Source organism: Dyadobacter linearis (assembly GCF_907165045.1).
In the GTDB taxonomy this organism is placed as follows: Bacteria; Bacteroidota; Bacteroidia; order Cytophagales; family Spirosomataceae; genus Dyadobacter; species Dyadobacter linearis.
The window spans coordinates 18,666-42,706 of sequence record NZ_CAJRAU010000011.1; the positions used below are offsets into that span (position 1 = coordinate 18,666).

General features: G+C 39.7%; 21 protein-coding genes. 6 read left to right on the forward strand and 15 right to left on the reverse strand.

The annotated features are described in order from the left end of the window. Positions 1 to 163 precede the first annotated feature (163 nt). Positions 164 to 883 (forward strand): SMODS-associated NUDIX domain-containing protein, encoded by a 720-nt coding sequence (locus tag KOD92_RS25285; protein WP_215236403.1) that lies wholly within the window; start codon positions 164 to 166, stop codon positions 881 to 883. Positions 884 to 897: 14 nt separating this feature from the next. Further along, positions 898 to 2,535 (forward strand): nucleotidyltransferase domain-containing protein, encoded by a 1,638-nt coding sequence (locus KOD92_RS25290; RefSeq protein ID WP_215236404.1) that lies wholly within the window; start codon positions 898 to 900, stop codon positions 2,533 to 2,535. Positions 2,536 to 3,073: 538 nt separating this feature from the next. Here the strand turns inward: KOD92_RS25290 and KOD92_RS25295 are convergent. The 13 genes from KOD92_RS25295 to KOD92_RS25355 form a co-directional block, all read right to left on the reverse strand. Then, entirely contained in the window at positions 3,074 to 5,029 is a 1,956-nt protein-coding gene (locus KOD92_RS25295; RefSeq protein ID WP_215236405.1) for an ATP-binding protein, read from the reverse strand. A 2-nt stretch (positions 5,030 to 5,031) separates the two neighbouring features. Then, positions 5,032 to 8,430, reverse strand: a complete 3,399-nt coding sequence (locus tag KOD92_RS25300) for an Eco57I restriction-modification methylase domain-containing protein (RefSeq protein ID WP_215236406.1) — start codon at positions 8,428 to 8,430, stop codon at positions 5,032 to 5,034. A gap of 118 nt (positions 8,431 to 8,548) precedes the next feature. Continuing rightward, positions 8,549 to 11,872 carry a helicase-related protein gene (locus tag KOD92_RS25305; protein WP_215236407.1) on the reverse strand — a complete coding sequence of 1,108 codons (3,324 nt, stop codon included), beginning with the start codon at positions 11,870 to 11,872 and terminating at the stop codon, positions 8,549 to 8,551. Next, entirely contained in the window at positions 11,869 to 12,147 is a 279-nt protein-coding gene (locus KOD92_RS25310) for a helix-turn-helix domain-containing protein (RefSeq protein WP_215236408.1), read from the reverse strand. Before KOD92_RS25310 ends, KOD92_RS25305 begins: the two co-directional genes overlap by 4 nt. A 394-nt stretch (positions 12,148 to 12,541) precedes the next feature. Then, positions 12,542 to 13,150 carry a recombinase family protein gene (locus tag KOD92_RS25315; RefSeq protein ID WP_215236409.1) on the reverse strand — a complete coding sequence of 203 codons (609 nt, stop codon included), beginning with the start codon at positions 13,148 to 13,150 and terminating at the stop codon, positions 12,542 to 12,544. Between the two features lie 199 nt (positions 13,151 to 13,349). Then, entirely contained in the window at positions 13,350 to 14,483 is a 1,134-nt protein-coding gene (locus tag KOD92_RS25320; RefSeq protein WP_215236410.1) for an MFS transporter, read from the reverse strand. 15 nt (positions 14,484 to 14,498) lie between these two features. Then, positions 14,499 to 14,828, reverse strand: a complete 330-nt coding sequence (locus KOD92_RS25325; RefSeq protein WP_215236411.1) for a hypothetical protein — start codon at positions 14,826 to 14,828, stop codon at positions 14,499 to 14,501. Between the two features lie 11 nt (positions 14,829 to 14,839). After that, positions 14,840 to 15,589, reverse strand: a complete 750-nt coding sequence (locus tag KOD92_RS25330) for a metallophosphoesterase family protein (protein WP_215236412.1) — start codon at positions 15,587 to 15,589, stop codon at positions 14,840 to 14,842. Continuing rightward, positions 15,586 to 16,362, reverse strand: a complete 777-nt coding sequence (locus KOD92_RS25335) for a metallophosphoesterase family protein (protein WP_215236413.1) — start codon at positions 16,360 to 16,362, stop codon at positions 15,586 to 15,588. Before KOD92_RS25335 ends, KOD92_RS25330 begins: the two co-directional genes overlap by 4 nt. An 11-nt stretch (positions 16,363 to 16,373) precedes the next feature. Beyond that, on the reverse strand, positions 16,374 to 17,411 hold the full coding sequence (gene arsB, locus KOD92_RS25340) for an ACR3 family arsenite efflux transporter (RefSeq protein ID WP_215236414.1): 1,038 nt from the start codon (positions 17,409 to 17,411) through the stop codon (positions 16,374 to 16,376). Further along, positions 17,408 to 17,857 carry an arsenic resistance N-acetyltransferase ArsN2 gene (arsN2, locus tag KOD92_RS25345; RefSeq protein WP_215236415.1) on the reverse strand — a complete coding sequence of 150 codons (450 nt, stop codon included), beginning with the start codon at positions 17,855 to 17,857 and terminating at the stop codon, positions 17,408 to 17,410. Before arsN2 ends, arsB begins: the two co-directional genes overlap by 4 nt. Positions 17,858 to 17,868: 11 nt before the next feature. Next, positions 17,869 to 18,426 (reverse strand): DUF6428 family protein, encoded by a 558-nt coding sequence (locus tag KOD92_RS25350; protein WP_229254854.1) that lies wholly within the window; start codon positions 18,424 to 18,426, stop codon positions 17,869 to 17,871. Between the two features lie 54 nt (positions 18,427 to 18,480). Then, positions 18,481 to 18,813 (reverse strand): ArsR/SmtB family transcription factor, encoded by a 333-nt coding sequence (locus KOD92_RS25355; RefSeq protein WP_215236416.1) that lies wholly within the window; start codon positions 18,811 to 18,813, stop codon positions 18,481 to 18,483. Positions 18,814 to 18,854: 41 nt separating this feature from the next. Between KOD92_RS25355 and KOD92_RS25360 the strand changes: the two genes are divergently transcribed. From KOD92_RS25360 to KOD92_RS25375, 4 genes are all read left to right on the forward strand, one after another. Next, positions 18,855 to 19,631, forward strand: coding sequence for a low molecular weight phosphatase family protein (locus KOD92_RS25360; RefSeq protein ID WP_310589453.1), 777 nt, complete (start codon positions 18,855 to 18,857; stop codon positions 19,629 to 19,631). Between the two features lie 123 nt (positions 19,632 to 19,754). After that, a complete protein-coding gene (locus tag KOD92_RS25365) occupies positions 19,755 to 20,045 on the forward strand; it encodes a metal-sensitive transcriptional regulator (protein ID WP_229254855.1) in 291 nt (96 codons plus the stop codon). A 63-nt stretch (positions 20,046 to 20,108) separates the two neighbouring features. Further along, entirely contained in the window at positions 20,109 to 20,393 is a 285-nt protein-coding gene (locus KOD92_RS25370) for a glutaredoxin (protein ID WP_229254859.1), read from the forward strand. Between the two features lie 108 nt (positions 20,394 to 20,501). Then, a complete protein-coding gene (locus tag KOD92_RS25375; protein WP_215236417.1) occupies positions 20,502 to 20,849 on the forward strand; it encodes a heavy-metal-associated domain-containing protein in 348 nt (115 codons plus the stop codon). Positions 20,850 to 21,059: 210 nt separating this feature from the next. Here KOD92_RS25375 and KOD92_RS25380 read toward each other — a convergent pair whose 3' ends face one another. Next, positions 21,060 to 23,216: a carbohydrate binding family 9 domain-containing protein gene (locus tag KOD92_RS25380; protein WP_215236418.1), complete on the reverse strand. Its 2,157-nt coding sequence runs from the start codon at positions 23,214 to 23,216 to the stop codon at positions 21,060 to 21,062. A 73-nt stretch (positions 23,217 to 23,289) separates the two neighbouring features. After that, positions 23,290 to 24,030 (reverse strand): DUF1080 domain-containing protein, encoded by a 741-nt coding sequence (locus tag KOD92_RS25385; protein ID WP_215236419.1) that lies wholly within the window; start codon positions 24,028 to 24,030, stop codon positions 23,290 to 23,292. Between the last annotated feature and the right edge of the window lie 11 nt (positions 24,031 to 24,041).

Sequence of the window (24,041 nt, forward strand, 5' to 3'; positions counted from 1 at the left end):
CACTCATGAAAATAATGGTATATTTTTCTTATGTATGGAACAATCCAATAATATAATCCGTTTCATTTGAAAGAATCCTGCGACATATTTTCACGCAAGAGACAATATTAGAACATTATCAACTAATACTATGCCAATTGGTGAAATTATATCCGGTGTATTAATGAGTCTAGCAACCAACAAGCTAGAAGCTTTCATTGATGAAAAGATCCCAAGGGGTAACAAATTCAAACTTTGGCTTGCCAGCCTAAAAAAGGGCGAAATGCGGGTTTCGGTCGCTTACCTATACAAGATTTATGTCGATGGGCAATATCTTTTAATAAAAGGCAACAGAATCGACCAATATCAACCTGTTGGTGGCGCAAGAAAATATTACCTTGGAGCCGGACCTACATTTCGAAAACTTCTTGTGCGGCCTGATGATAATATCACGATCGATAACAAAAGCATAGACGATCTAAGGATCCGGATCCCGACCCAAAATATTATCAAGTTTTTGGATTGGTATGAAACAAAGCACGACAGGGAGGTGTGCCAGCAGCGTGAATTTCGGGAAGAGTTAGTTATCCCTGGCTACCTGGATAAGGATTTATTTGCCACAGTAAGCACCAGCTACCTATATACTGTACCTACTTATCACTATTCCCACCATTTCAGGTGTTGGGAACTTCTTTATCATGAGGTGTACGAACCTATTTTTTCAACCGAGCAGCTGGCCGCGTTACGTGCGCTGAAAGATTCCGAACACAATGAGCTCAAATGGGTAAAAGAAGATCTGATCATGTCACTTGGGCACGACCGGCAATTAGGAAAAAAACCATTTCAAATCGGCGAGCACGCACGCTTACTGATTAACAGCAATATTAAACTTTTTAAAAATTAAACTAAAACACACACATGGTAACAGATTTCAAGTACAACAAACCTTACGGCTCAGACTATCGCATCAGTGATATAGATGACCTATTAAATAGGCTTGGAGAGAGCCTGCAACTGGATACAACGCGCAGAGAATTTGCCGAGCAGCGCTACAAGACAATTGCTGAATGGATCGAGTCAGATTGGCTATTTTTCAAATCCGCATTGCTCAGCGTCTACCCACAAGGGTCATTCCGAATTAGAACTACGGTTAAACCTTACAAACAAAACGAGTTTGACTTGGATTTCGTCGTTCATCTTGATTTTTTGTCTGGAAAAAACTACCAGGCAATGGAGCTTCTCGACCAATTGGAACGCAGGCTTGGCGAGAATGAATTATATAAGAACAAACTGGAGCGGAAAAATCGGTGCATTCGTATCACTTATGCAAACGACTTTCACATGGATATTATGGTCGGGTGCCAACAGGAATATTTTGACCAAGAAAGACTTCTTGTTCCGGACCGAAAAACAAAGCATTACACTCCCAGTAATCCCAAAGGATATGGAAAATGGTTTCTTGTAAAGGCCGAGTTAAAAAAACAGGACTTGGATATACTGTTAAAAGCACACACTGCGCGTAATCCTGTAATTCGTCTTAGCGAAAACCTGCCGGCGCAGCAGCCTTACGAATTCAAATTACCGTTGGAACGCGCTGTACAGATTTTTAAGAGATACCGAGATGTGCATTTCTATCATAAGCCCCAACTAGCAACTTCAAGTATTATTTTGACCACTCTTGCTGCTGGTGCCTACCAGGGAGAATTGTCCGTTTTTGAAACCATTGATAATATTATTAAAGACATCACTTCGAAATCCGGTATGCGCTCAGGTAGAGCTCAACCTTTTCGAGTTCCAAACCCTGCCAACCCTGATGAAAATTTTAGCGAAAAATGGTTTGAAGACCAGGCAGTATTTGAATCCTTTATTCAATTCATAAGTAAAATGCAACAGGTATGGGATAGACTTAAGGATCCAGACAATGATCTCACAGATGAAATTCTATTTGAAAAGGCATTTGGAGAGGCTAGAATTAAGCGTTTGGTGGCTGATCAACAGCAATTTCGGGCTACGGCTACCAGAGCAGCTGCCTTGACGCCGATAGCAAAAGCAGCTGGTTTGGGAACACTTTACACCACTCCGGATATCAAACCAACCTTTAAACCTGATGTCGTTCAAAATCAACCAGCTCGACGTTTCGGTGGAAAGTTTTTAAAGCCAAAACCTTCCAAATCCTCAGTTGGAACTTTGGTTCTACAGCAAAGATTGATTCAACAGGCCTATCCTGGGATGTTTAGATTTGTAATCAAAAATGGAATTTTAGTGTGCAGGACTAGACTTCAACCGCATGATACATGCGAGGCATATAAGATACGCATTGAATACTCTGCTGGCGCTGCTCCCCAAGTTTTTATTGATAGTCACAAAATAATCCCCAAATCCTCGATACACATGTACAGCAATGAAACATTATGCTTGCATTATCCTGGGGATATTAACTGGAAACATCGTACTTCATTAGCTAGCTATACTGTTCCATGGATTTGTGAATGGATTGTTTGCTATGAGCTGTGGAAAATTACAGGAAAGTGGGAGGGCGCTGAAATAGTTCATTAGTATGATAATATCATCCTGTTGAGCAGTCTCTGTCGTTCCAATTGTTATAGAGGCCCTCCCCTTAATGATAAATACAAATATTTATAACTAAGCGCCAAACCCACATTGTCATGCTCACGTACAGAAAGCAACTTTCGGCCATATTGAGATGGACGAGCGTCGAAGTTGAAAAAATAACTTAAGTAACCCGGATTGTATCAGAGTAGTATTCTTTTCCTTATTCTAAAAGCGCCTAATGGCATTTCTAAGACAAACTTTGATTTTCCAGTTTGATAGTGATGGAAATATTCACAAAACATGAAGAAAAACATCAGAAAGCAGTTGGACGCCTGAACCCAATGACCAATATTCTCCATTGCGGAATACGATCTATAAACCGGAATTTCAAAAAAAATACCGAGAAGAATACATGGTGAAAGAAAATGACTTTGAAGTCATCCCTTTCATTTATAAGCGAACGGCTAATGCATTCGATTATTATAGAGATGTTACGACGGGGTAGTGACCTGACATTCAAATGTGCCGTCAAAGGACTATTCTAGACTAAGATTTCAATTAATTTCTGACCGTCTTTTATAATTATCTCTTTCAAATCCTTTATGTTATCTACTTCGCCAATTTTTATTCCAAGAGCATGTCTAATGTTGCCATATCCTTGTCCAAGCTTAACGGTAGATCCAAGAGGAATTGGTGCAATATTGTGCGTAACGTTTGCTCTACTGATAAAATGACAAATAGGATTAGATAAATGCCAAGTACCATCTAAATCTCTGATACCTCTGTAAGTCTCTTTTAATGAAAATTCTATTACCCAGTTTTCACCAGCAGAATCCGTCTCATGGAGCTGATATATATGTTCATTCAAATCATCCGTCATTCCAATAGTATGAACCTTTAAGAGGTTTAACTTTTCCAAAATCTCAATTATACTGTCCAGCTCTCGTCTGTATATTGGAGAGTCAATATTATCATGCGAGAGTGGATTTAACAACAAATCCTTGTGCTCTCTTAACTTTCGGTAGGGTTCAATATCACCGCCAACCTCTTTGAAATATTTCAAAAAGTTTCCAATGAGATTATCTAACTGCAGAACTACTAGACCTTTATCATCCTTAATATAGAAGTTTAGATTTTGAGGAAGTAAAACCTTAAAAACTCTTTCCGTTTCCTTTCTAAGATAATTTGCACTTGCCGGATAATCAAAGGACTTTAAATACTTTTTGGCCAGATCTAAATAACTATTTTGCTCAGGGATAAAGGGGCAAGGTATACCATTAATTGTCTGATGCTGATACATCTCTTTAAATATCCAACCAGTAGTAAAACGATCCTGGATTCTATTCTTACACAAACTATAAAAAGCCCTGTCGTGTGTCAGTATTAGAATTTGATATGTGTCAACAAATGACTGACTAAGTAAAATATCTAAGACTCTATCTCTATGACTCATATCTAAACTGAGCAATAAATCATCCAAAATAAGGATTCTAGCAGAATTGTCAAAGGTTGGCCTTCTATCTAGAATTGACAATCGAATAGCCAGAGCTATTGCCGTTAACCTTGCCTCATTAAGAAAAGTGTGTGGTTTTTTAACTTCCTTCTCGTCTTCATCCAAATTTGGATCAGTTAGAAAAACTTTTAAAGGAATTTTTGGGAAATAAATCTTACCATCCTTTTCCCTCACTTTACCAGTTATTCTCTTATTAAAATCACATTCAACAGAATCAACCTCAAAGGAAATAGTAAATTTTTCAGCAAAACTAGTAGTTAGAAATTCATTCGCCCCCTGAGTGATACTTAATAAAAACGCACGAAGTAACTCAGTGAACTTTGGAATTGTTTGATTTTTGAATCTAATGTATTCGTCAGATCGCTCTGAAATCTTGTTTTTATTTTTAGGTAGGCTTGTATACTCTCTGGAGATAAACTTCCACCAGTCACTTGCGTAAGTCTTGCTAGAAAGAGTGCCAGTATGATCCGTAAAAGCCGTTTCAAAATCTACAAACATGAACACTTCTCGTTCAAACATCTCAAAAAGATCTATACTCTCACTATTTCGAAAGTCGTAAATCTTTGATAAATATTTATAATTAATAAAATCGCTGCCAACCAAAGTACGACTTACGAAAGAATCTTGGAAAGTATTTATGCTAAAAGATCCATTTGGTCTTCTTAAAAGCTCCTTTATGGTACCACCAGTTGGTGCTGAGAATTCAACTACGATTCCCGACTCATCATCAGCTGCAGCAAACCTGTTTCTCAAATTCTCACCATTACCGGGATCAAAATATTTTTCTATCTCTGACCTAGGATCTTTAAGCGAGCTCTGCAAAAATGTGTACAATGCCCAGTATATGGAACTTTTGCCACTACCATTCTCTCCATAAAGCAACAAATTATTCTTGTTAAGATCGATAATATTCTGAGGTTGTACATCTTCTTTACCATAAAAATACTTGAAGTTCCTTAGGGTAATAGATTTAATTTTTTGCATAACTAAACACTTAAGATTGGAAGTAGAAGATCTTTAAGCTCAATTTTCATCAATTTGATTTGATTACGAAGCGGATTGTCTTTTTCGCGTAGGGTTTGATACGCGGCTTGAATGTCACTAATTTGTTCCTCAGCTGTTAAATCTATTATAGGGGAAAATATCTCAAGAGCAAATCTTTGTATTTCTATACCACAATTTTTAAAATCCTCAGGAAAATATAACTCAAAGATTAACGAGTCTATAACCTCCTCAAAAGCTTCTGCAAGAAAAGCATTTGGAACAGTATTTTCAACGACACTTTTTGAGCTCTTAATCAAAATAAGAAAATCAACTAAAATGTTAAGCGTTACATTATCATAAAAATTTACTGGAAGTGGAAATTCCTTGATATCTTTTACTAATATTTTAGGGAATGCTCCTTTTGTGGCCTTTGGAGAATTATTAAAATGGTAATAAGTAGCTAACTTTGAATTCAAAATAGCAGCTAATGGCTTAATTGAGTAATTGATATTTGACTTAACTATAATAATTGAAGGGTCATTATACAATTCTTCATTCGTTATACCAGCAAAAATCGTAGGATTCGTAATTTCACGAATCAACAATCGTTCTCCAATGAAGTATTTGGGATCTCTTGGATTTGCAACGTCATCACAATAATCTATGTATTCTTTATTATTCCATTTAACCTGGTAACGAGTAATATCCGCGCCCCACAGCCATTTTTTTAACCCTTCCTTTGAGTATTCATTGTAATGGAACGCCCTAGAATCAATGGTTTCTTTGGTCTGTCCACGATATTTATCATATGCTATAAGCCCTTGACTTATTGACGGATATATCGTATCTAATGAAATCTTATCTGCCTTAATCTTTGATATTCTTTCAATAGATTTTTGATCTAAAAAAAATGCAAGTGCCCAATTCTGATTGATTTTTAGAAGATCATCGCTCTTAATAATCTCTCTACTTGACGAGATTAATTCACCAAAGGATGCTTTATTTTTTGTCTGTTTATAACCAACAGTACTTCCCACCTCCTTTTTCCAGATGGTTATTACGTTTCTAACCGTCGCTTTCTCAAATATACTGAATTTAGTACAGTCTAAAATTTCAACTAAATGCCAGGAGTGTAAAAGGTGAATCCTATATTGTTCCGCAAAAGTGTTAAACAAAAAAGTATTTGGAATAATATATGATTTAACCCCGTTGTCTTTCACCAGTCGAAAAGCAAGTTCAGTAAAATAATAGTAAATCTCAAAATCAGGAACTTTACCAAATATCTTTATTACTTCATTTCGGTAACTATCTTTTATTGAGACGCCGTATGGAGGGTTTCCAATCACAATATCAAAACCTATTTCACTTTTAACTAACGGATTTAGTATTTCCGGGAAATCTAGCCGCCAGTCAAAATGACTAAACGCTTTATTAGTATCGATTTTAAGTTCATATAAATCTCGAAGATCACTATCAAACTTTGCTATCTGATTGTCCCTATCACTATTAAATTTCACATCTTTAGCTGATGGAGCGAAACCCCCTTTGATAGGAGTTCTATTTTCATAAGATAACTTATTATAGGTTAACTGATTAATTAACACGGTTACTTTTAAATCCCGAATTTCGGTTTTTATTTCAGCTTTCTGAGTATTATTGCTGCTATCAAAAAATGATCGCTGAAGGATATTTATATGATTTAATGCTTTTTGCATCTCCTTAACATATTTGTCAGCTTCCCCCACACTACCCTTTCTATTCCAGTCAATTTCAATCACAGAGTCATTAAACGTACTCAGCAAACTATTTCCGACAACAATTTTATAATCTAAATTTGGAAGGGCTTTGGGCACTTCCTCATCCACAATCAGGGATAACCAAAATCGTAATCTTGCTATGTCTACTGCTCCACGTTCAATATCAACTCCATAAATAGATTTTTGAATAATATTTTCTTTTACTGTGGCTGGACTCCATACTTTGTACCCCAGGTCATAAGCAATACGTTCTTTAAGCCCAAAAATCTCTTGCAACAACCCCATAGGGAAAGCACCGGAACCGATTGCTGGATCACATATCTTTACAGAATCCAATTTCTCATCAATCTGTTTTTTATGTTCTTTATTGAGGTTATTCTCTCTGTTTCTTACAAAGTTTTCAAGGTCAACAGGACTGGCATCAGTTATTTGGGTATGTAAGTATTCAATTAATGACTCTCGCGTCATGTAATGGACAATGTCCTTTGGGGTGTAAAAGGCTCCTTTGTCTTTGTTATCCTCTAAAAGATTCTCAAAGATATGGCCAAGCATCTCAGGATCGACGGCAACTGTATGCTCTTCAGCGCTGTCTTCAAAAATGGTAAAATTATATTGATCAAAGAATGCAAACAAGTTGGCAAACAAGTCTGATGGGAAAGTTAATAAATCATAATTTAGGGATTCATTCTCAAAAAGCCCACCATTCAAATATGGGATTTTTACCAGCTCACCATCCGGCATAACAAAATCATCACTGGGCCTTTCCGTGTTCAAAGCGTCGAAAAAGAGCTTAGAAAGCCAGTCGGAATAGAATCTGTCATTTGCACCCGCTTTATGAAAGAAGTGAGGCATAAAGTTTTTATCTCCATCTTTGTAGGAAGTATCTTTCGCACCCAACCAGCCCTTCTTTTGCAAAAAGTATAAGAAAACGATCCGCCCTAAAAGCTTTTTGACAAAATCACGAACGTCCTTATCGTCTCCATTAAATGCTGTTTTTTTAAAATTTGAACGCATTAAATAATCAACGAAACCGACATAGTGCACATCACGATACTCATCAAAAAATGCTTTTGACATCGACTCCACTCCAAAGGCGTCCTTGATTTTGTTAATGGTAATTTCTAGTTCACTGCCAAGTACGAAAAATTGATCTAATGCAGTTTTATAGGTTTCTTCCGGTTCTCCAAAAACATATGTGTAACGTTTAGGATGTGTATCCTGTATTTGCATTTCTCCACTTTGAAATATACCATCACGAGCAATAAATGAAAATCGCCAAGTTCTTTTATCAGGAATTTGGTACGCAAAATTTACTAACACAGCATTGTTACCGATAATATGTTTTTTGACTAAACTTCCTAGTCCAACTCGACTTCGCTCAATTTGCTTTCCATCTTTTACAATTACTTCATAGAGCTCAACGGTCCGTGGAATTTCATCCAAAGTCTTAAATTCTCCATATTTTACTATTGAGTCTGCATAGTTCTGTTCAGAAGCGGACAAAACCATATGCTGAACACCTTGGTCATCATAAATTTTGAAATCTGCAACTTTACCTTGAAACGTAGGTATAAGTCCGTTATATATAAACGATTGCCGATTATAAGGAGCTTTAAAGAGTTGTGCAATTATTGCTTTATTCATTTCACCATAGAGTTTCTAATTTCATTATCTATAAATCGTTATCACTCTTTATCAATAGATAAGCATATGAGGGAAGTGATTGATTCATGCATATGAGAGATTAATAAAATCAATTATACTAAACAAAGGACTCCGAAATTACAATTTGCGGATTTGCAAAAACTTGCTTAGCAATTGTCCTACTGGGTTCTGATTCAGTATCATTAAACTTATACTCTGCCAAAACCTCTTTGTAAAGTCTGTCAACAAGAACATCCAAGTCGTTAACTTGTTCAATTTTAGCCCTTTTAAGGAACGCATCTATATTATTGGGCAATTTTCTATGAGAACCTTTATAAAGCTCATCCACCGTGCGTTTTAGTAACTGTTTGTAAAAAGCATTTTTAACCTGAGCAGCGTAAGTGGGAAGAACATTTAATACCCGTTTTTCCAATGCCGATAATTGCGATCTAGTAACCTTTTGGTTCTCATAAACCTTTACTAATTGCTTAAAATAATTAGTAGCGCTGTTGATTTGCTCGTGATGGAAATCAGGTAAGGGTTTAAGAGCCACCTCATTTGTAGCGCTACTGAAAATCTTTGCTGCTTCGACAAAAGTCAACTCGTGTACAATACCGCTCTCATCTATTTTATAAAATACGCCAGGGTGTCCTTCACTTTTAAGATAAGTGATGGAATTGCTAGCAATCGTAGTCATTTTTATATTTTCCGCATGTCTAGCAAGTCGCGCTTTCTTGGGAATTTTGGAAATAAATTCAAATTCCTGCTTATTTTCCTTTTTGAATGTACGTAGTTCTTGTAAATACAATAAAGTCTCATTGATCTCTTCTTTAAGCCTGGAACCGTAAAGGCCCGCCTCCCCAACTTCCTCTAATTGGGAATATATTTGAGAGTCTTCACCAAAGGCAGAATGGAAGGCCTGTAATTTTTTTATTGCAGTATTCGTCAGTTGTATTTGATTTTCAGATTTATCTGATGGATAAAAGTTAAACACATTGATAGCCTTAGCTTCTGTACCAATACGGTTAACACGGCCAATCCTCTGCATTAACCTAGTAGAGTTCCAGGGAACATCATAATTAATAATGACATTGGATCGATGCAAGTTGATGCCCTCTGCAAGGACTTCCGTAGTGAAAATAATATCCAAATCATTCAACCACTCACCTCTTTCCTGATTTGCATCAAAGTTAAGTCTAATGGTCTTTTCATTTTCTCTTCTATTTCCCGCGCTTATACCAATAGTTTTATTATACCCGGCTTTGTTAGTGGCCTTTTCAATGTAATCCATCGTTTCCTTGGACTCAGTGAAAATCACGAGCTTGCCGGAGTGATTAATCGATTTCTTTAAAAAGATACTTTTCAAATCTGTAAGGAATTTTGAAAGTTTGGGATCATAATCTATACCCTTCCATGAATCCACCAGTTCCCCAACCAGTTGTCTGTCTCTTTGAAGGAATATAATAAAGGTTTCTTTGAAATCCTTCGCTCTATAAATTTGATTATTCCCTCGTCTCGAGTTGATCTTAGCTTCTAACCCTTCTTCATCCCCTTCATCTAAATACTTGTTTACATCAATATCCGGAGCAACATATACCTTATCTTCTTCAAACATTCTTATCATGTGATCGGTGTTTTTCAGTAGACGTCCCAATGACATTTTGAAGGCTTGAAAACTACTTTCCAGGCGCTTAACAAGCAATGTCTTCATAATAGATGAAAGTCTTAGAGAGATGGATTCAACATCACCATATCGCTTTCTATCTTCCTCATTAATAAGGTATTCAATCGCTCGATAGCGATAATACCCTAACCCTAATCCATCTATTTTTTTCCCGACATCATCAAAACTTGTTAGAATAGTGATAGTTCTGTCAAATAATAAGGATAGTTTGTCGTCAAATTCATAATTTACTTGATTAGGGGGATTAATAATTGGGAACTCAATACCCTGCTCGTTAATATCTTTTAAGTATTCCGGATTGTTTAAAATATCTGTACGCGTTCTCCTAATTACAAGCGGTTCAATAACTTTATCTCTTATCTTATCAAATATATTTTTGACCTTCCTAACGTTTAGCACTCTGTCTTTCCTTAGCCTATCGTATTCTTCTTTTAGTGGTGTAAAAAAAAGTTGCAGATCCTTAACAGCAGGAAGGTTAGAATTTCTCTTGTCTTGAAATAAGTAAACTTGGTTCTCGATATCAGCAGGGTGATTATTCAACGGTGTTGCAGTAAGTAACATTACTTTCTTTTTTACATCGCCATCACTACCTGGTATCCTTCTATCCGTTTTTGTAATTGTTTGCAACTTTTCATACATGTGAGAGGCATCATTCCTAAATTTATGCGCTTCATCAATGATAATAAGGTCATATTCATCGGCATTAGGATAGTCTAAGCTCTTATTATCAATAACTTTGTGCAAGCTACCAGTTGAAATAAAAGAGCAATTATTCCATATATGAAAATCTTTAATTGTTTTCTTCCAGTTTGCCTCCAATGCAGGAGGATAAACAATTAGTATTTTTGAATGATAGCCGTTTTCAAATACAAACTTTTTAGCAATAATTGAAGCAATAACCGTTTTTCCAAGGCCAACGACATCTGCAAGAAAAAACCCATTATATTTAATAAGTTTATCATAACCTTCGATAGCTGCCTCTGCTTGATAGGTTAATCTTTTGTAATTATCCGGCAACAGTAAATCAACGTTTGCCGGGTCATAATCGATTCTCCTTCCAAAAAATTCAATTAAGAGTTTTATATATAATTGGTATGGTGTGAAATCATCATTTAAGTAGGTAATTTTTTTGAGTTTTTGAACATCTGTGGGCAGGATGTCTATTGATTCGTTCCAAAGAGTTTCAAATTCATCAGAGGCAAATTTGATATCATCAAACCGCCTCAATTCAACATTAAATTCGTAATTGGACTTTTCCGACGTGCCTAAGCCATTGTCAGTAAAATTTGATGATCCCGTAATTACAGTTCCTGTTGAGTTGGGATTAAAATTTTCAGGTTTAAAAATATATATTTTTGCATGTAGATTCTTTTCAGGATGAGCTTTAAGAAGTATTTTTCCAGAAACAATGTCTTCAACAAACTTAAAAATACCCTGTTCAATATCCTTTTTGTAATCAGCTTGCTCAATATCTTCCCTTAATTTCTCTAAAAAAGCATCTTTGGTTATTATCGGGTCTTTTAAGTATTGCTGACCAATTGATGTATATTGAGCAGAAATCTCATCAACATTTATACCTACTAAAACCCTTATTTCTTTAATATTCTCTAGAAAGGGTCTTAGCCGAAAGTATCCGGATGCGCGAAAATACCCGACGAGAGCGTCAAATGCATAAAGGTTTGGAATATGTTCAAGTATGCCCTGGAATTTGTCTAAAAGATTATTACCAATCCTATTGGTAAAAAATTGTGTGTTCATATTGTCTTTAATACTTTTTTAAGTCCATCAGCCAAGAACTTTAAGTCTCCAAGTTCATCGAAAACAATTGACTGAATAAATTCAATCTGTATTTCCCTTTCTGGAATATGCAATGATTTGGAAAGTGTCGGCAGCATCGCTTTGGTCGCGCCTCTTTCATTTCTTTCAATTTTACTCAATATCGAAGTATCAATGTCAAGTTCTGCTGCTACCTTCCGCAATGGAAGACCTAAAAGCTCTCTCTTGTACCTTAAATATTCTCCAAATGAATTCATTTTGTCAGATTCGTTTAGACGATTTTATCAAAAATATGAAATAAAAGTCTGTGTTTAGTGACCGTACCAAATTCATATCAATGATAAGGCAATGTCACCCCAGGAAAAATCTGTTGGCATAAACATTTGTAAAGGTAAAACCAAAAGATAGCCGAATATTTTTAAAAACGCGAGATCACCAATAGCTGGCAACATTAGTTAGTCAGTGCTTTATCCGTTTATTATCAAGCACTTCGACAGAGGAACTCACAAGTTAAGCTTCAAGTACTGAACGTTAGTTAATGATGAAAAAACCTTCTTGAGCTGTTTAAAGATAGGATTTCAAGAGCAGCGCAAATAATCCGCCTAGGAGGAATAGTTGCAAGGAGCAAATTTCTGAGTATCAGTAGTATTTTTAATTGTCCAATATTTTGTGTCTTACCCACCCTTCAATTTCAATGCCTTCATGCCTCAGGTAATTATAGAGCGTCGCCTTACTCCCAATTTTTAATTGCTCGCATATCTGCATGGTGGTGTATTTCTTACTTTGATACAGAGTAGCTGCCAGGCCTGCTAGCTCTTTAGACTTTTTAGTCAATCCCTTCGGCCTTCCTCCTACCCTACCCCTGGCACGGGCAGCTTCCATCCCGGCCAGCGTCCGCTCCATTAAGATCTCTCTTTCGTTTTCCGCAAAAACCGAGCTAAGCATATACCAAAGCCGACCCATTTTTGTAGAAGTATCAATCCCCTCTGAAATACTCCGGAAGTCAACTCCCATTTCCTTCCATTCAACCATAAGCTTGATCAACTCATAGGTCGTTCTACCTAGCCGATCAATTCTCCAGACAACTATGACATCCCCTTCTCGAAGTTCTGAGATCATCCTTATATACTCAGGTCTTTGCAAGGAAGCACCAGATATCTTTTCATGATAAATTTTCTCACAACCAGCTTTCTTGAGTGCATCAAATTGCAGGTCCTGGTTCTGTTCGGTCTTCGAAACCCTTATGTATCCAATCACCATTCAAAATAGTACAGTTTAACGTGCCAGTTTGCAATATACAGTAATTTGTTTTGGTGTACCACTATTCTGTAATTTGAAAGTGGCAAAATGAGATGTTTTATGAACTAAAAGGGGAGAGAAATCGAGAGGGCCTAGAGTACGGAAAAACCACCGATTAATTTGGCAGGTATTCGGTATCGACAATATCTATAACGTTGCGTTAAACACGGAGTGCCGTTGCCTTTCGGTAGTATCCCCAGGTAAGAAACATCAGAACTAATGCGAGAGCCGTGAAGATCAGGCTCAAATGATTATTGGTCAATAAAAAGCCGCCCGCTAATGCGCCAAATGCGGAACCAGCATCCCGGAAAGTGGCATTAATTGAGACTGTGTGTGTCACATCGTCTTTCCCAGCGGATGCCGCGCCAGCTGCTAGCGATGCATTGACGTTGTAAAAGGTAAATACAAGGATCAATCCGGGCATTACCCAGCCACTTGTTGCCATCAGCAAACCCAGGCAAATTAGCAGAATAGAAGCTGAGTAAATATTCGCAAGCCCATACCGGTCAGCGGACCAACCCGCAAAAGGCGAAATTAAAAGGGAACATATCCGCCGGAAGAAAAGAAACCCGGCAGCTGCGGCGGTAATTTCAACCGGTGACCAATTATGCTGCGCGCTCATCAACAGGGTCCCAAGCAAAACTACGAGCATTCCTTCTACTGCAAAAGCACCTAAAAACGCTAGCCGGTTAAAGACTGCTGGAAATGATATTTTGAAGTTAAATGGGCGAGCTGGCGACCGATTCCTTTCTTTAAGTTTTAAGGCAAAGTATATTCCTGGCGTCGAAAGGAGCGCAATTACTAAAAAAATCGACCTGGGACTAATTACTTCAAAGAGCAATGGGCCGATCAATAACGCCAGAAGCGGCCCTGACTCAATTATACTTTGGCTAACCCCCAATGCCAAGCCTTTCTTAGGATAATCCATGGCATAGGTAATTGCCCCAACGCGAAGAACAGAATACGATATACCCCATAAAATCCTGAGCAGTATCAAAGTTGCAATGCCAAAACCGGCACCATAGCCAGCTGTTGCTAATACAGATACAGTTGCCGCAACGATAACCGGTATACGAAAACCTACAAGACTGAAAACGCGCAAAATAAGTGGGTTAAGCAGAATCCGTGTAAAGCGGTTAATTGATAAGATGGTGCCTATCCAAATGATTGGAACGTGGATGCTGGAAGCATTTATTGGCAGAAAAGAATACAGGAATGCATCACCCATCAAAGCGAATGTCAAGCTGAAAGAAGCGTACATGGGAAATTTCATGTCAGTAATATGCTTTTTCATTCTTTCCCAATCGGTTTATTTAGCCCTTATAAACCTTAATTTGACTATATAGCTTGTGGCAGCATGATGATCAGGCAAAAATATCCTCTTTCCAGTCAGCTGCCGGATCAGATCGTTATTAAGCTTATCATCACGGGTAAATACTTTCACCTTCCCTATGGCGCTACCTTCGCCAACAGAAAACTGTATTACAACTATACCGCCATTTTCACCAAGAACAGCAGGATAATCAAGAAGGCAGGATAATTGATTGCCTATTTCATATCGCTTTTCCCATCTTGTTAAAGGATAGCAAGTTGCCACTGTGGTAAAAAAGACGAAAAACAAAACCATCAAACCTTTCATCTGGATAAAGGTTAATATGCTTTTCTTAAATTATCTGCAAATGCATTAGGAAGAAGGCTCAGCTCTACGGCCTGCGCCGCCTTTTCTACATCGTATTTGATCCTTACAAATTCAACCTGAACAGCATCTTGATCTGTTATACTGGCTGTCTGATCAATCGTTATGAGTACATAACAAGCACGCGCATCTCCATCTTTGGGTTTTCCGACAGAACCGGTATTTACCAGATGGTGGAAATGCTCACTGCCGTTCTCACCGGAATTGATGACGCGGTGATATGGTTTGTGTGAATGTCCGAAGCAAAGGATATCCACTTTAAATTCCCTGACAAGTTCCAGCATGTACTGTTCAGGGAGCTCCTGCAACAGATATTCGTTGATGCTTCTGGGGCTGCCATGGACAAGCAACATGTTCAGCTGCTGATCATCGATTTGAAATTCTAATCTGAGATGCCTGGGCAGTGTTAACAGGTAATTCCTTTCCTTGTCTCCAACCAGCTGGTAGGCATATTCGCTGTTTTCTTCTTTGCTGCAATCGCCCTCGGAAGGCATTATCTTAGAAACTTTTAGGTCGTGGTTTCCTGCAATGGTTGCAATGCCATGTTTGCGCACCAAACCAATTACCTGGTTAGGCCAAACATTATAGCCCACAAGATCGCCCAGGCAGTAAACCGCATCAGGTTGTTGTTTTTCCAGATCTTCCAGCACCGCTTCAAATGCGGGAAGGTTTGCATGGATATCAGAGAGTAGTGCTATTTTCATTTTCCCAGGCGTAAGGATTCTGCATATGCATCCGGAAGGATACTGTCTTCCACAGCCTTGGCCGCTTTTTCGACGTCATACCCAAAACGTATGAACTCTACCGTAATGCTATCCTTACTTGATGCCAGTGCGTCTGCATTGATATGCAGGATTACATAGCCGCCCCTTGGGTCACCATCTTTTGGCTTACCGATAGAACCAATATTGATCGCATGCCGGAAATGGTCTGTGCCGTCCGGCTGGACTGAGCCCAGTATCCTGTGGTAAGGTTTGTGGGTATGCCCGAAAAGCATGACATCAGCGCCAGCCTGCTCCATGATCCGCAGCATGCTTTTTTCGTCGCGGTCCTCAAACAGGTATTCATTGATCCGCCGCGGGCTACCATGCACCAGAAGAACAGAAAGCGGTTTCTCATTTAATTGAAACTCCAGACGGATGTGTGCCGGCAGTGTTCTTAGATAAGCCCGCTGCTCGTCTTTGACAATTTCGTTTGTGTAAGCAATCGATACTTTACCATTTTCTTTTTCATCGTCCGTTTTATACGCGCAGCCACAGTCGTCGCTGCTCCTTCCAATCCCGAAGTCGTAATTACCCGCAATAGTTGGGATACCACGCTTTCTAATTTCGTCAATAACTTCATTAGGCCAGATGTTATATCCAACTAGATCACCCAAACAATAAATAGCATCAGTGTCTCTGGTTTCAACGTCTTTGAAAAACGCCTCCAAGGCTGGAAGGTTGGCGTGGATGTCTGAAAAAAAGGCAATTCTCATTTAATACGCAGTTAATTGGAAAACTTGTGCTGTTGTTTGAGAGCAAAATTGACCATCAGGATCAATACCGGCACTTCGATTAGTGGGCCAATGACAGCAGCGAATGCAGCCCCGGAATCAATCCCGAAGACAGCGATTGCTACCGCGATCCCGAGCTCGAAGTTGTTACCTGCGGCAGTGAAGGCCAAAGAAGTAGATTTGGCATAATCCGCTCCTGCACGCTTGGAAAGGTAAAAAGCAGAGAAAAACATGATTGCAAAATAGATTGTCAGTGGCAGCGCAATGCGCAGCACATCAAAGGGGATACTCACAATCAGTTGGCCCTTCAAACTGAACATGACCACAATCGTAAAGAGCAAGGCAATCAAAGTGATTGGGCTAATGGCCGGAAGGAATTTGTTCTCATACCACTGCTGACTAAACAGCTTTGTCAGTACGATCCGTGAAATAATGCCCGCCAAGAACGGGATGCCCAGATAAATAAAGACGCTTTGAGCGACCTGGCCGATAGTGATGTTTACCTCAAATCCTTTTAAGCCAAAAAGCGGTGGCAAAACTGTTACAAACACATAGGCATAGACCGAATAAAACAAGACCTGGAAAATGCTGTTGAATGCCACCAGTCCTGCCGCATACAGGCGGTCACCATTGGCCAGGTCATTCCAGACAATGACCATTGCTATGCAACGGGCAATACCAATCATGATCAGGCCAGTCATGTACTCTGGCTTATCAGGAAGGAAAATAACAGCCAGGCCAAACATCAGCAGCGGGCCAATGATCCAGTTTTGAAGCAGCGAAAGCCCAAGGATCTTGGTGTTGTTAAAAACCTTTGGCAGCTCTGCATAGCGCACCTTGGCCAGTGGCGGGTACATCATCAGCACAAGGCCAATGGCAAGTGGAACGTTCACACCTGACCCCGAATTAAACTGGTTGATGAAATCAGGTGTACCTGGCAAGAAATAGCCGATTGACACACCGATAAGCATGGCCAAAAAGATCCATAGGGTCAGGTAGCGATCTAAAAAGGAAAGACGTGGGTTATTCATGCGGTTGGATGCTTTAAATCTCTTTTCATAACGACTGCTGACGAAGGGCAAAGGCTGCTAAACTGCTTGGTTTGCTGAATTGCTTCCGGCACTTGCTCTCGTTTTACGACCACAAAGCCATAACTGTCAAAATAGTGATCAGCTGTGGTTGTGATCAGGTATACCGCTTCAACTCCTTGCGTGTCAGCACCTGCCAGCAGCTGCTCGACCAATTTCCGGGCAATGCCTTTACCCTGATGATCAGGGCTAACTGCAATTGAGCGTAATAGTGCAACTCCGCTATACAGCTCCATTCCAGCGACACCAACAAGTGTGCCTTCGTCTCTGGCTACAAGAAAATTCGGCAAGCCAGCAGGCAAGTCATCAGTAAGAAGGTCTGCTTCTTTCAGCAGGCTGGTTACTAGTTCCTTGTCCGCTGGCCCTGCTTTATCAATTTGTAGTTTCATAGCTGGTTTGATTAGCAGCACCCAGAGCCAGGCTTGCAGCTGTCTCCATCTGAGGTAACCAATTCAAGTTCCTGTTTAACAGGTGCGGGCGCGCAGCATGATGCTTCGGCGGGCGACGTGCCGCAGCTTTGGTTTCGGGTAAGTGCTTTGCACTGGGTGAAGTCCGGCACCAGGTTAACAGTGAATGTTTCACCATCGGAAGTAAACTCTCCGGGGTACATCTGGCGTGTATCAAACCTGGAATTGCCGAACTCAATTTTAACGGTTGCATTAGGGTTCAGGGGAAGCGATTTTTCAACCAGGTCAACAATTTTCAGCGCTTTGTCAACTTTCATTGAACGGTCTACTTCTTTCTCCGAGGGTTCCCATAGCTGTACGATCACTTCTGTCCAGCTATTCATTACCCCACCGCAATCAACTGAAACGATCGGTGCTTGTTTGATCTCGGTAATGTGGTAAGAGCTGTCCACAAACTTGCCTTCCTCATATTGGAATTGCAGGTGCAGATCTGGATTTTGTTTGAGGGTATTTTTGAAATCACCCCAGGTCATTGGATTGGATTGGCTCATGGTTCCTATTGTTAAAATGTAATATTACGATTGATTTGAATAAAAAAATACCTACTAATTACAGCAGGATTCCGTAATGGCAAATGTATCCAGCAGCAAGCCAAATGTTTTCTGCGCTTCTGACCACACGACCGGGTTAATGCAATAGCATACCCTTGGTGGATTGATTTCGCCATGGATAATGCCAATCCTTTTGAGCTCCTTTAAATGCTGTGAAACAGTTGCCTGGGCTAATTCAAGCTCATCCACCAAATCACCGCAAACACATGATTTTCGGGCAATCAGCAGTTGCAGGATTGCAACCCTGGCCGGGTGTGAAAACGCCTTTGCCAGATCTGCAATACGGTTCTGCTGCTCGGTGAATATTTCGGTTTTAGTTACTCCCATGCTGCAAATATAAATAGCATTCTATCAATTGCTATATTACGATGAATATTTTTTTGTCTGAGAAAATGTATCGTATCTTTACGATTGACTTTATTCATAACTTATTTCAATACCATATGAACCTGATCAATTTATTGCTGATAATCCTTTTTACCACTGCTGCAATCATGCCTACCAACAATCCAGACAACAAAAAAGCACTTAACCCAAAAGTGTCTGCTTATATCGAAACTGTTAAAGAAGATTTCTCAAAAATACCCGGTGAGAGAAAAGAAGAGCTCGACAAAATTGCCGCATTCATCCAAAAGCAGGTTAAAGCCGGCCAGCCTGTGCAGCTCACTTACATTTGTACGCACAACTCACGGCGCAGTCATTTCGGGCAAATCTGGGGCGCAACTGCTGCTGCATACTACGATATTCCTAATGTGAAAACATACTCTGGCGGCACTGAGGCCAGCGCATTCAATGAGCGGGCGGTTGCTGCCTGCGAGAGGGCTGGTTTCGATGTAACGAAAACATCAGAAGGCAAAAACCCGGTCTATCATGTAAGCTATGGGGCTGGCGCTGAACCTATGAAGGCATTTTCAAAGAAGTATGATGACGCTAGCAACCCGCAAAGCAATTTTTGCGCTATTATGACCTGCTCGCAGGCTGATGAAGCGTGCCCTGTGGTAAAAGGAGCAGCTGCAAGGGTTGCTGTCCCTTATGATGACCCTAAAGCATTTGATGGTACTGTCCAGGAAACAGCGAAATATGACGAGCGTTGCAAACAGATCGCAACTGAAACATTGTATGTTTTTTCAAAAGTAAAAGCCTAGAAGGTGCTAATTGACATTTTACTGCTCACATTTTAAAGTTTAGAAAATGTTACCAAAAGAACTTACAACAGACCTCGCCAAACGACTTTCTGTCATTAAAGGCAAATTGAAGGCATAATTAAAATGCTGGATAGTGATAAAGACCCTGACCAAATATCGAATCAGTTTAAAGCTGCCGACCATGGCTTGCAAAAAGCACATTACTTGTTGCTAGATGAAGTGTTTAGAAAGAGCCTCGCTTTAAAGCTGGTCCAGGTAATGAATGCTTGTTCGGGAAATTGTCAGGATGCTGAAAAAATAGAATACATTAAGGAACAGTTTCCCAAGCTTGAACTGGACGAGCTGGCATCCAACATCAAAGAAATCACTGCCATTGACAAGCGCCTAGAAGTATATAATAAAAAATTAATCTAAAAAAGATTTGGCATACACCCCCCCGGCCAAGTGACCTTTGTTTTAAACAAAATCTAAAAGGTCGTGCAAAACCAAATCAAGAGAAAAATCGAAATATTTACTGCCGGGTGCAGCGTTTGTGAACCAATGGTTGAAATGGTAAAATCAATGGCTTGCAGCTCGTGCGAGATTGTTGTTTATAACTTATCACAGCCTTGTGAGACAAAAGAGTGCCTGGAAAAGGTACAGGAATATGGTATTAAGGCATTACCTGCAGTTGCTGTGAACGGAAGTTTACTTTCCTGTTGCCAAAATAATGGGATTTCTATGGAAGAGCTAAAAAATGCTGGAATTGGCCAGGCAGCCTAATGCCTGGCCATTGCAGATAAATTTTTCAACCTAATATAGTTCTCAACCTATTATGGCAACAGAAAGCGTTCAAATGAAAGTTTCTGGGCTGATGTGTTCCTTTGCACGATGAGTGTAGAGATAGCCCTCAAGCGGTACCCAGGTGTTAAAAGTGTTCTTGTAAACCTGGTTCATGATATCGTACTAATTGAAGCAGATACAAGCCAGATTAAACGCGAGGAATTGGCAAAAGCCGTCGAAAAGCTGGGATACAGTGTATCGGCAACCGAAGTTCAGCAGTATAAATCCGATGAAGATTTATTTATGCTCATCAAACAACGAGGCACGATCGGAATGGTGGTTTCAATCATCGATTTACTTGTTGACCCTTTGAACCTCTTTGGTTTACCGGCTCAATCCCGGTCATGGTTTATCTTAGCGAAGTGGCGGCTTTGCTTAGGTTTATTACTGAAATAACAAATCTAGACATGAAAGAACATGCATGTTACCAGCATTGAATAGGATCCAGTTGCTTCTATTATGCAAGGTGCGCCTGCGGTAGAGAGCCTAATCAGCATCCGGATTCGTGCTGGTGAATTTGAGAAATTACCGATTTTCCATGAAGTGTCTGACTTCTTGTATGCTACTACTAACACCTGTTTTGTGCCTTTTTTAATCTTCCCTGTATTAAACAACGAACCTCCATATGAATTTTCCAACAATTGTGGTCCGTTCAAGCTTCCATCTGTTAGAAGATGTATTGTAGTTTTGATTTACGATAAAGAAAAAATCCGCTCCTATAATTGGTATCCATTGCAATCGAAAATTAAGTAGTGCATTTTCATCCAAGCTGTTCCACTGCATAAACAAGGCACCGAAAAGATTAGGGTTTAACGCGTATTCAACCCTGTTGCCAATCAGGTCGGTTTGAAATGTGCCTTTTGGTAAATTTACCCAGTTCTTTTCATAATTAATTCCAACTTTAATGTAACGGCTGGTCCGCAACAGTACCTCGTATTCATTTGAAGTGCTCTTCCCGGTGTAAAAGCTGCCCCAGTTTAGATTTGCAGATATGGACCAGTTTCTACCACGAAAGGTAGCTGCCTGAATTTCATACCGGGAATACCAGTAATCACCTACATCAATGCTTATGGTATTTGTGATATCAAAAGGCTCGCGGATACCTTCTGCAATCCGCTGATAGTTAAATTCAAAAAATTCGCCGCTCTGGGTCTCAAAACCTAATGGTCTTATCTCGTATTTAAAAGATTGCAGGTAGCCCGAATCATCAAAGATAAAATAATTTAAATCCAGCGGCTTCAAACTAAATTGACGGATCCAGCGGAGAATGTTTTTGGGGCGAGGTTTAAATTCCAGTTCTGCATAATATTCTTCGAAATTACTGCGGCTAAGAAAGCCCACTTCCGGATTAAAAGCCCTTGAACTTCGCTGCCATGCCATATCAAATTCAACCTTATCGTTGGGATAACTCAAATAGATGCGGTGGGCGTTGGCGGCTTTATCAAAGTTATCAGAATTAATGTTTTGAGTGAACGCCGCCCCGATATTCAGGTTTTTATCATTAAATAATACAGAAGTGCTGTACTGGGCATAAGCACCTGTTGTACTATGCAACCGACCATTGGTATATGCATTAGATGATAGAATCCCTACAGAAGATTGTTTTAGTATGTCCTGTCGCCAGCTAAATATGGAATAGTTAGTTGATGGCACGCTGTCTTCGCGGGCGGTTTGTATGGACATTGCCCCCAATGTGGTATTGCCGGTTTTGCCTAGGATCCTGGCTCCAGCGATTATAGGAACGGTTTGCCTGGCTTTGGATAACCCGATCCTTCGACTGTAAAAAGGGATAATCGTACTGCCGAAGCCCATATCAAAATAATCCTGCCCCTCAAGAAAAAACTCCCTCCGTTCTGGAAAAAAAAGTGGAAACCGCGTTAGGTTGATCTGTTGCCTATCAGCCTCTACTTGTGCAAAGTCTGTATTGAGAGTAAGATTTATCCTTACAGTTGGTGTGACCAAATAATTTATGTCACCACCGGCATTAAGGACACCTGTTTTTGTTCCGGAACCAAATTCTCGCCCTCCTATAGTATATGGCTTGACTTCTACAAAATTCTTATTACGAATACTGTCTAAACCTGCCAGCGTGCCGGCGCGATTAATAAGTTCGAGTTCAGAATCCCTTGACCAGCCTTGCCAGAGCACTTGTTCACGCTTTCTTCGAATATTGCGTTCAAAATTAATACCCCACATCTGCCTATCTATATCAGTCCGAAATTTAAGTGTTGAAAAAGGTATTTCTATTTCAGCAAACCATCCCTGACTTGTAATAGTTGTTTTGGCATTCCATACCCCATTCCAAAAAATATTTTCGGACTCACCGTTATTAAGTACCTGCACATCAGCCCTGGCCCCATTTGGATTTATGACAAAAAGAAAACCATTCCGGTCATCATTGTAGGTGTCAATTATTACTTCAAAATTATCATCCAGATCAAAATCAAAATCCCGCTTCATTTCCTTGGCTACCAGCTTATCAGGCTCACGGTCATGCCCCCAAAACCCAATATAGATCGTGTTGTTTGTATACACGATAGCCACTTCCGTGAGTTCTGTGGCCGGACTGTTCATTTTTGGTTCCCGCTGCGTAAAATTGTTAATTCGCAATGCTTCCTGCCAGACCGGTTCGTTCAACCTGCCATCCAATTTGATCAATTCGTCGGTAAAATGTGCATCGATAATATTAGGATTACTGGTTTGCGCGGCAACAATATTCCAAAAAAAAATCGGGGAAAGGATTTTGAAAAAGGTTGCTTTCATAGGATTATTAGACGAGCTCTTACACTTGGACCTTGTTTTTAAATCGCAGCGAACGAGGATCGTACCATCATGCTTAATCATGAGCAATTTCCAGGTCATCAAAATAAGTTACAGCATCTGCTTTGGTCCATAACCCTATCTTGCCGGCATTTGAAAAGGTTTTATCTTCGACCTTAAATAATTCCTTATCGTTTAGGTATACCGTAAAATGGCTGCCTTCAACCCTAAGTTTGAGAGTATTCCAATCACTGCCAAGCTTATCTACGTCCATGCCATAGGTCTTTCCCTTCCCCACCAAGGGAAGATCTGATCTTTTTCCGTTTTCCATTTTATAAAGAACCACGTTGTCTTCCAGTGGGTTAGCCCTCACAACGTAATAGTTGTTTTTATCTGTAAAGCGCCAGACAAAACCACCGCCCTGATCTTCTTTTCCACTTACCCCCTTCAGGCGGACGGTTAATATCATGTCCTTTATCTTTATACTGTCGTTAACCACAATATTGAAATGATTGTTGGGGTTATCACCGTATTGCTGTGCCAATACTTTATTCCCTTTATCATCAATTACCTTCCAATCCGTCCCGCCGGAGCCTGTGAAAAACTGCGACCATTTCTGTGGTAAATGATCAGTCCTGTAATTCTCAAAATCAAATTTCACAGTTTGCCTTGCCGCCACCGAATCGCTCAGGGATACTTCTTTGTTAACAGCTCCGGTTTCTTCTGTTGACGAATTGTTCTGTCCGGTGTTACCACAAGCTGCCAGGGAACCTACTATAGTTAATGCGGTAAATGCTTTTTGAATGATCGTTTTCATAGTTATTGATT

What these genes read in the sequence shown, in the direction of transcription:
- KOD92_RS25375 (WP_215236417.1), top strand. Translation starts at nt 20,502, where the DNA reads ATGAGTGTAGAGATAGCCCTCAAGCGGTACCCAGGTGTTAAAAGTGTT.
- KOD92_RS25295 (WP_215236405.1), bottom strand. Translation starts at nt 5,029, where the DNA reads ATGCAAAAAATTAAATCTATTACCCTAAGGAACTTCAAGTATTTTTAT.
- KOD92_RS25300 (WP_215236406.1), bottom strand. Translation starts at nt 8,430, where the DNA reads ATGAATAAAGCAATAATTGCACAACTCTTTAAAGCTCCTTATAATCGG.
- KOD92_RS25325 (WP_215236411.1), bottom strand. Translation starts at nt 14,828, where the DNA reads ATGAAAGGTTTGATGGTTTTGTTTTTCGTCTTTTTTACCACAGTGGCA.
- arsB (WP_215236414.1), bottom strand. Translation starts at nt 17,411, where the DNA reads ATGAATAACCCACGTCTTTCCTTTTTAGATCGCTACCTGACCCTATGG.
- arsN2 (WP_215236415.1), bottom strand. Translation starts at nt 17,857, where the DNA reads ATGAAACTACAAATTGATAAAGCAGGGCCAGCGGACAAGGAACTAGTA.
- KOD92_RS25385 (WP_215236419.1), bottom strand. Translation starts at nt 24,030, where the DNA reads ATGAAAACGATCATTCAAAAAGCATTTACCGCATTAACTATAGTAGGT.
- KOD92_RS25305 (WP_215236407.1), bottom strand. Translation starts at nt 11,872, where the DNA reads ATGAACACACAATTTTTTACCAATAGGATTGGTAATAATCTTTTAGAC.
- KOD92_RS25335 (WP_215236413.1), bottom strand. Translation starts at nt 16,362, where the DNA reads ATGAGAATTGCCTTTTTTTCAGACATCCACGCCAACCTTCCAGCCTTG.
- KOD92_RS25355 (WP_215236416.1), bottom strand. Translation starts at nt 18,813, where the DNA reads ATGGGAGTAACTAAAACCGAAATATTCACCGAGCAGCAGAACCGTATT.
- KOD92_RS25365 (WP_229254855.1), top strand. Translation starts at nt 19,755, where the DNA reads ATGCTGGATAGTGATAAAGACCCTGACCAAATATCGAATCAGTTTAAA.
- KOD92_RS25315 (WP_215236409.1), bottom strand. Translation starts at nt 13,150, where the DNA reads ATGGTGATTGGATACATAAGGGTTTCGAAGACCGAACAGAACCAGGAC.
- KOD92_RS25360 (WP_310589453.1), top strand. Translation starts at nt 18,855, where the DNA reads ATGAATATTTTTTTGTCTGAGAAAATGTATCGTATCTTTACGATTGAC.
- KOD92_RS25320 (WP_215236410.1), bottom strand. Translation starts at nt 14,483, where the DNA reads ATGAAAAAGCATATTACTGACATGAAATTTCCCATGTACGCTTCTTTC.
- KOD92_RS25350 (WP_229254854.1), bottom strand. Translation starts at nt 18,426, where the DNA reads ATGAGCCAATCCAATCCAATGACCTGGGGTGATTTCAAAAATACCCTC.
- KOD92_RS25330 (WP_215236412.1), bottom strand. Translation starts at nt 15,589, where the DNA reads ATGAAAATAGCACTACTCTCTGATATCCATGCAAACCTTCCCGCATTT.
- KOD92_RS25380 (WP_215236418.1), bottom strand. Translation starts at nt 23,216, where the DNA reads ATGAAAGCAACCTTTTTCAAAATCCTTTCCCCGATTTTTTTTTGGAAT.
- KOD92_RS25285 (WP_215236403.1), top strand. Translation starts at nt 164, where the DNA reads ATGAGTCTAGCAACCAACAAGCTAGAAGCTTTCATTGATGAAAAGATC.
- KOD92_RS25310 (WP_215236408.1), bottom strand. Translation starts at nt 12,147, where the DNA reads ATGAATTCATTTGGAGAATATTTAAGGTACAAGAGAGAGCTTTTAGGT.
- KOD92_RS25290 (WP_215236404.1), top strand. Translation starts at nt 898, where the DNA reads ATGGTAACAGATTTCAAGTACAACAAACCTTACGGCTCAGACTATCGC.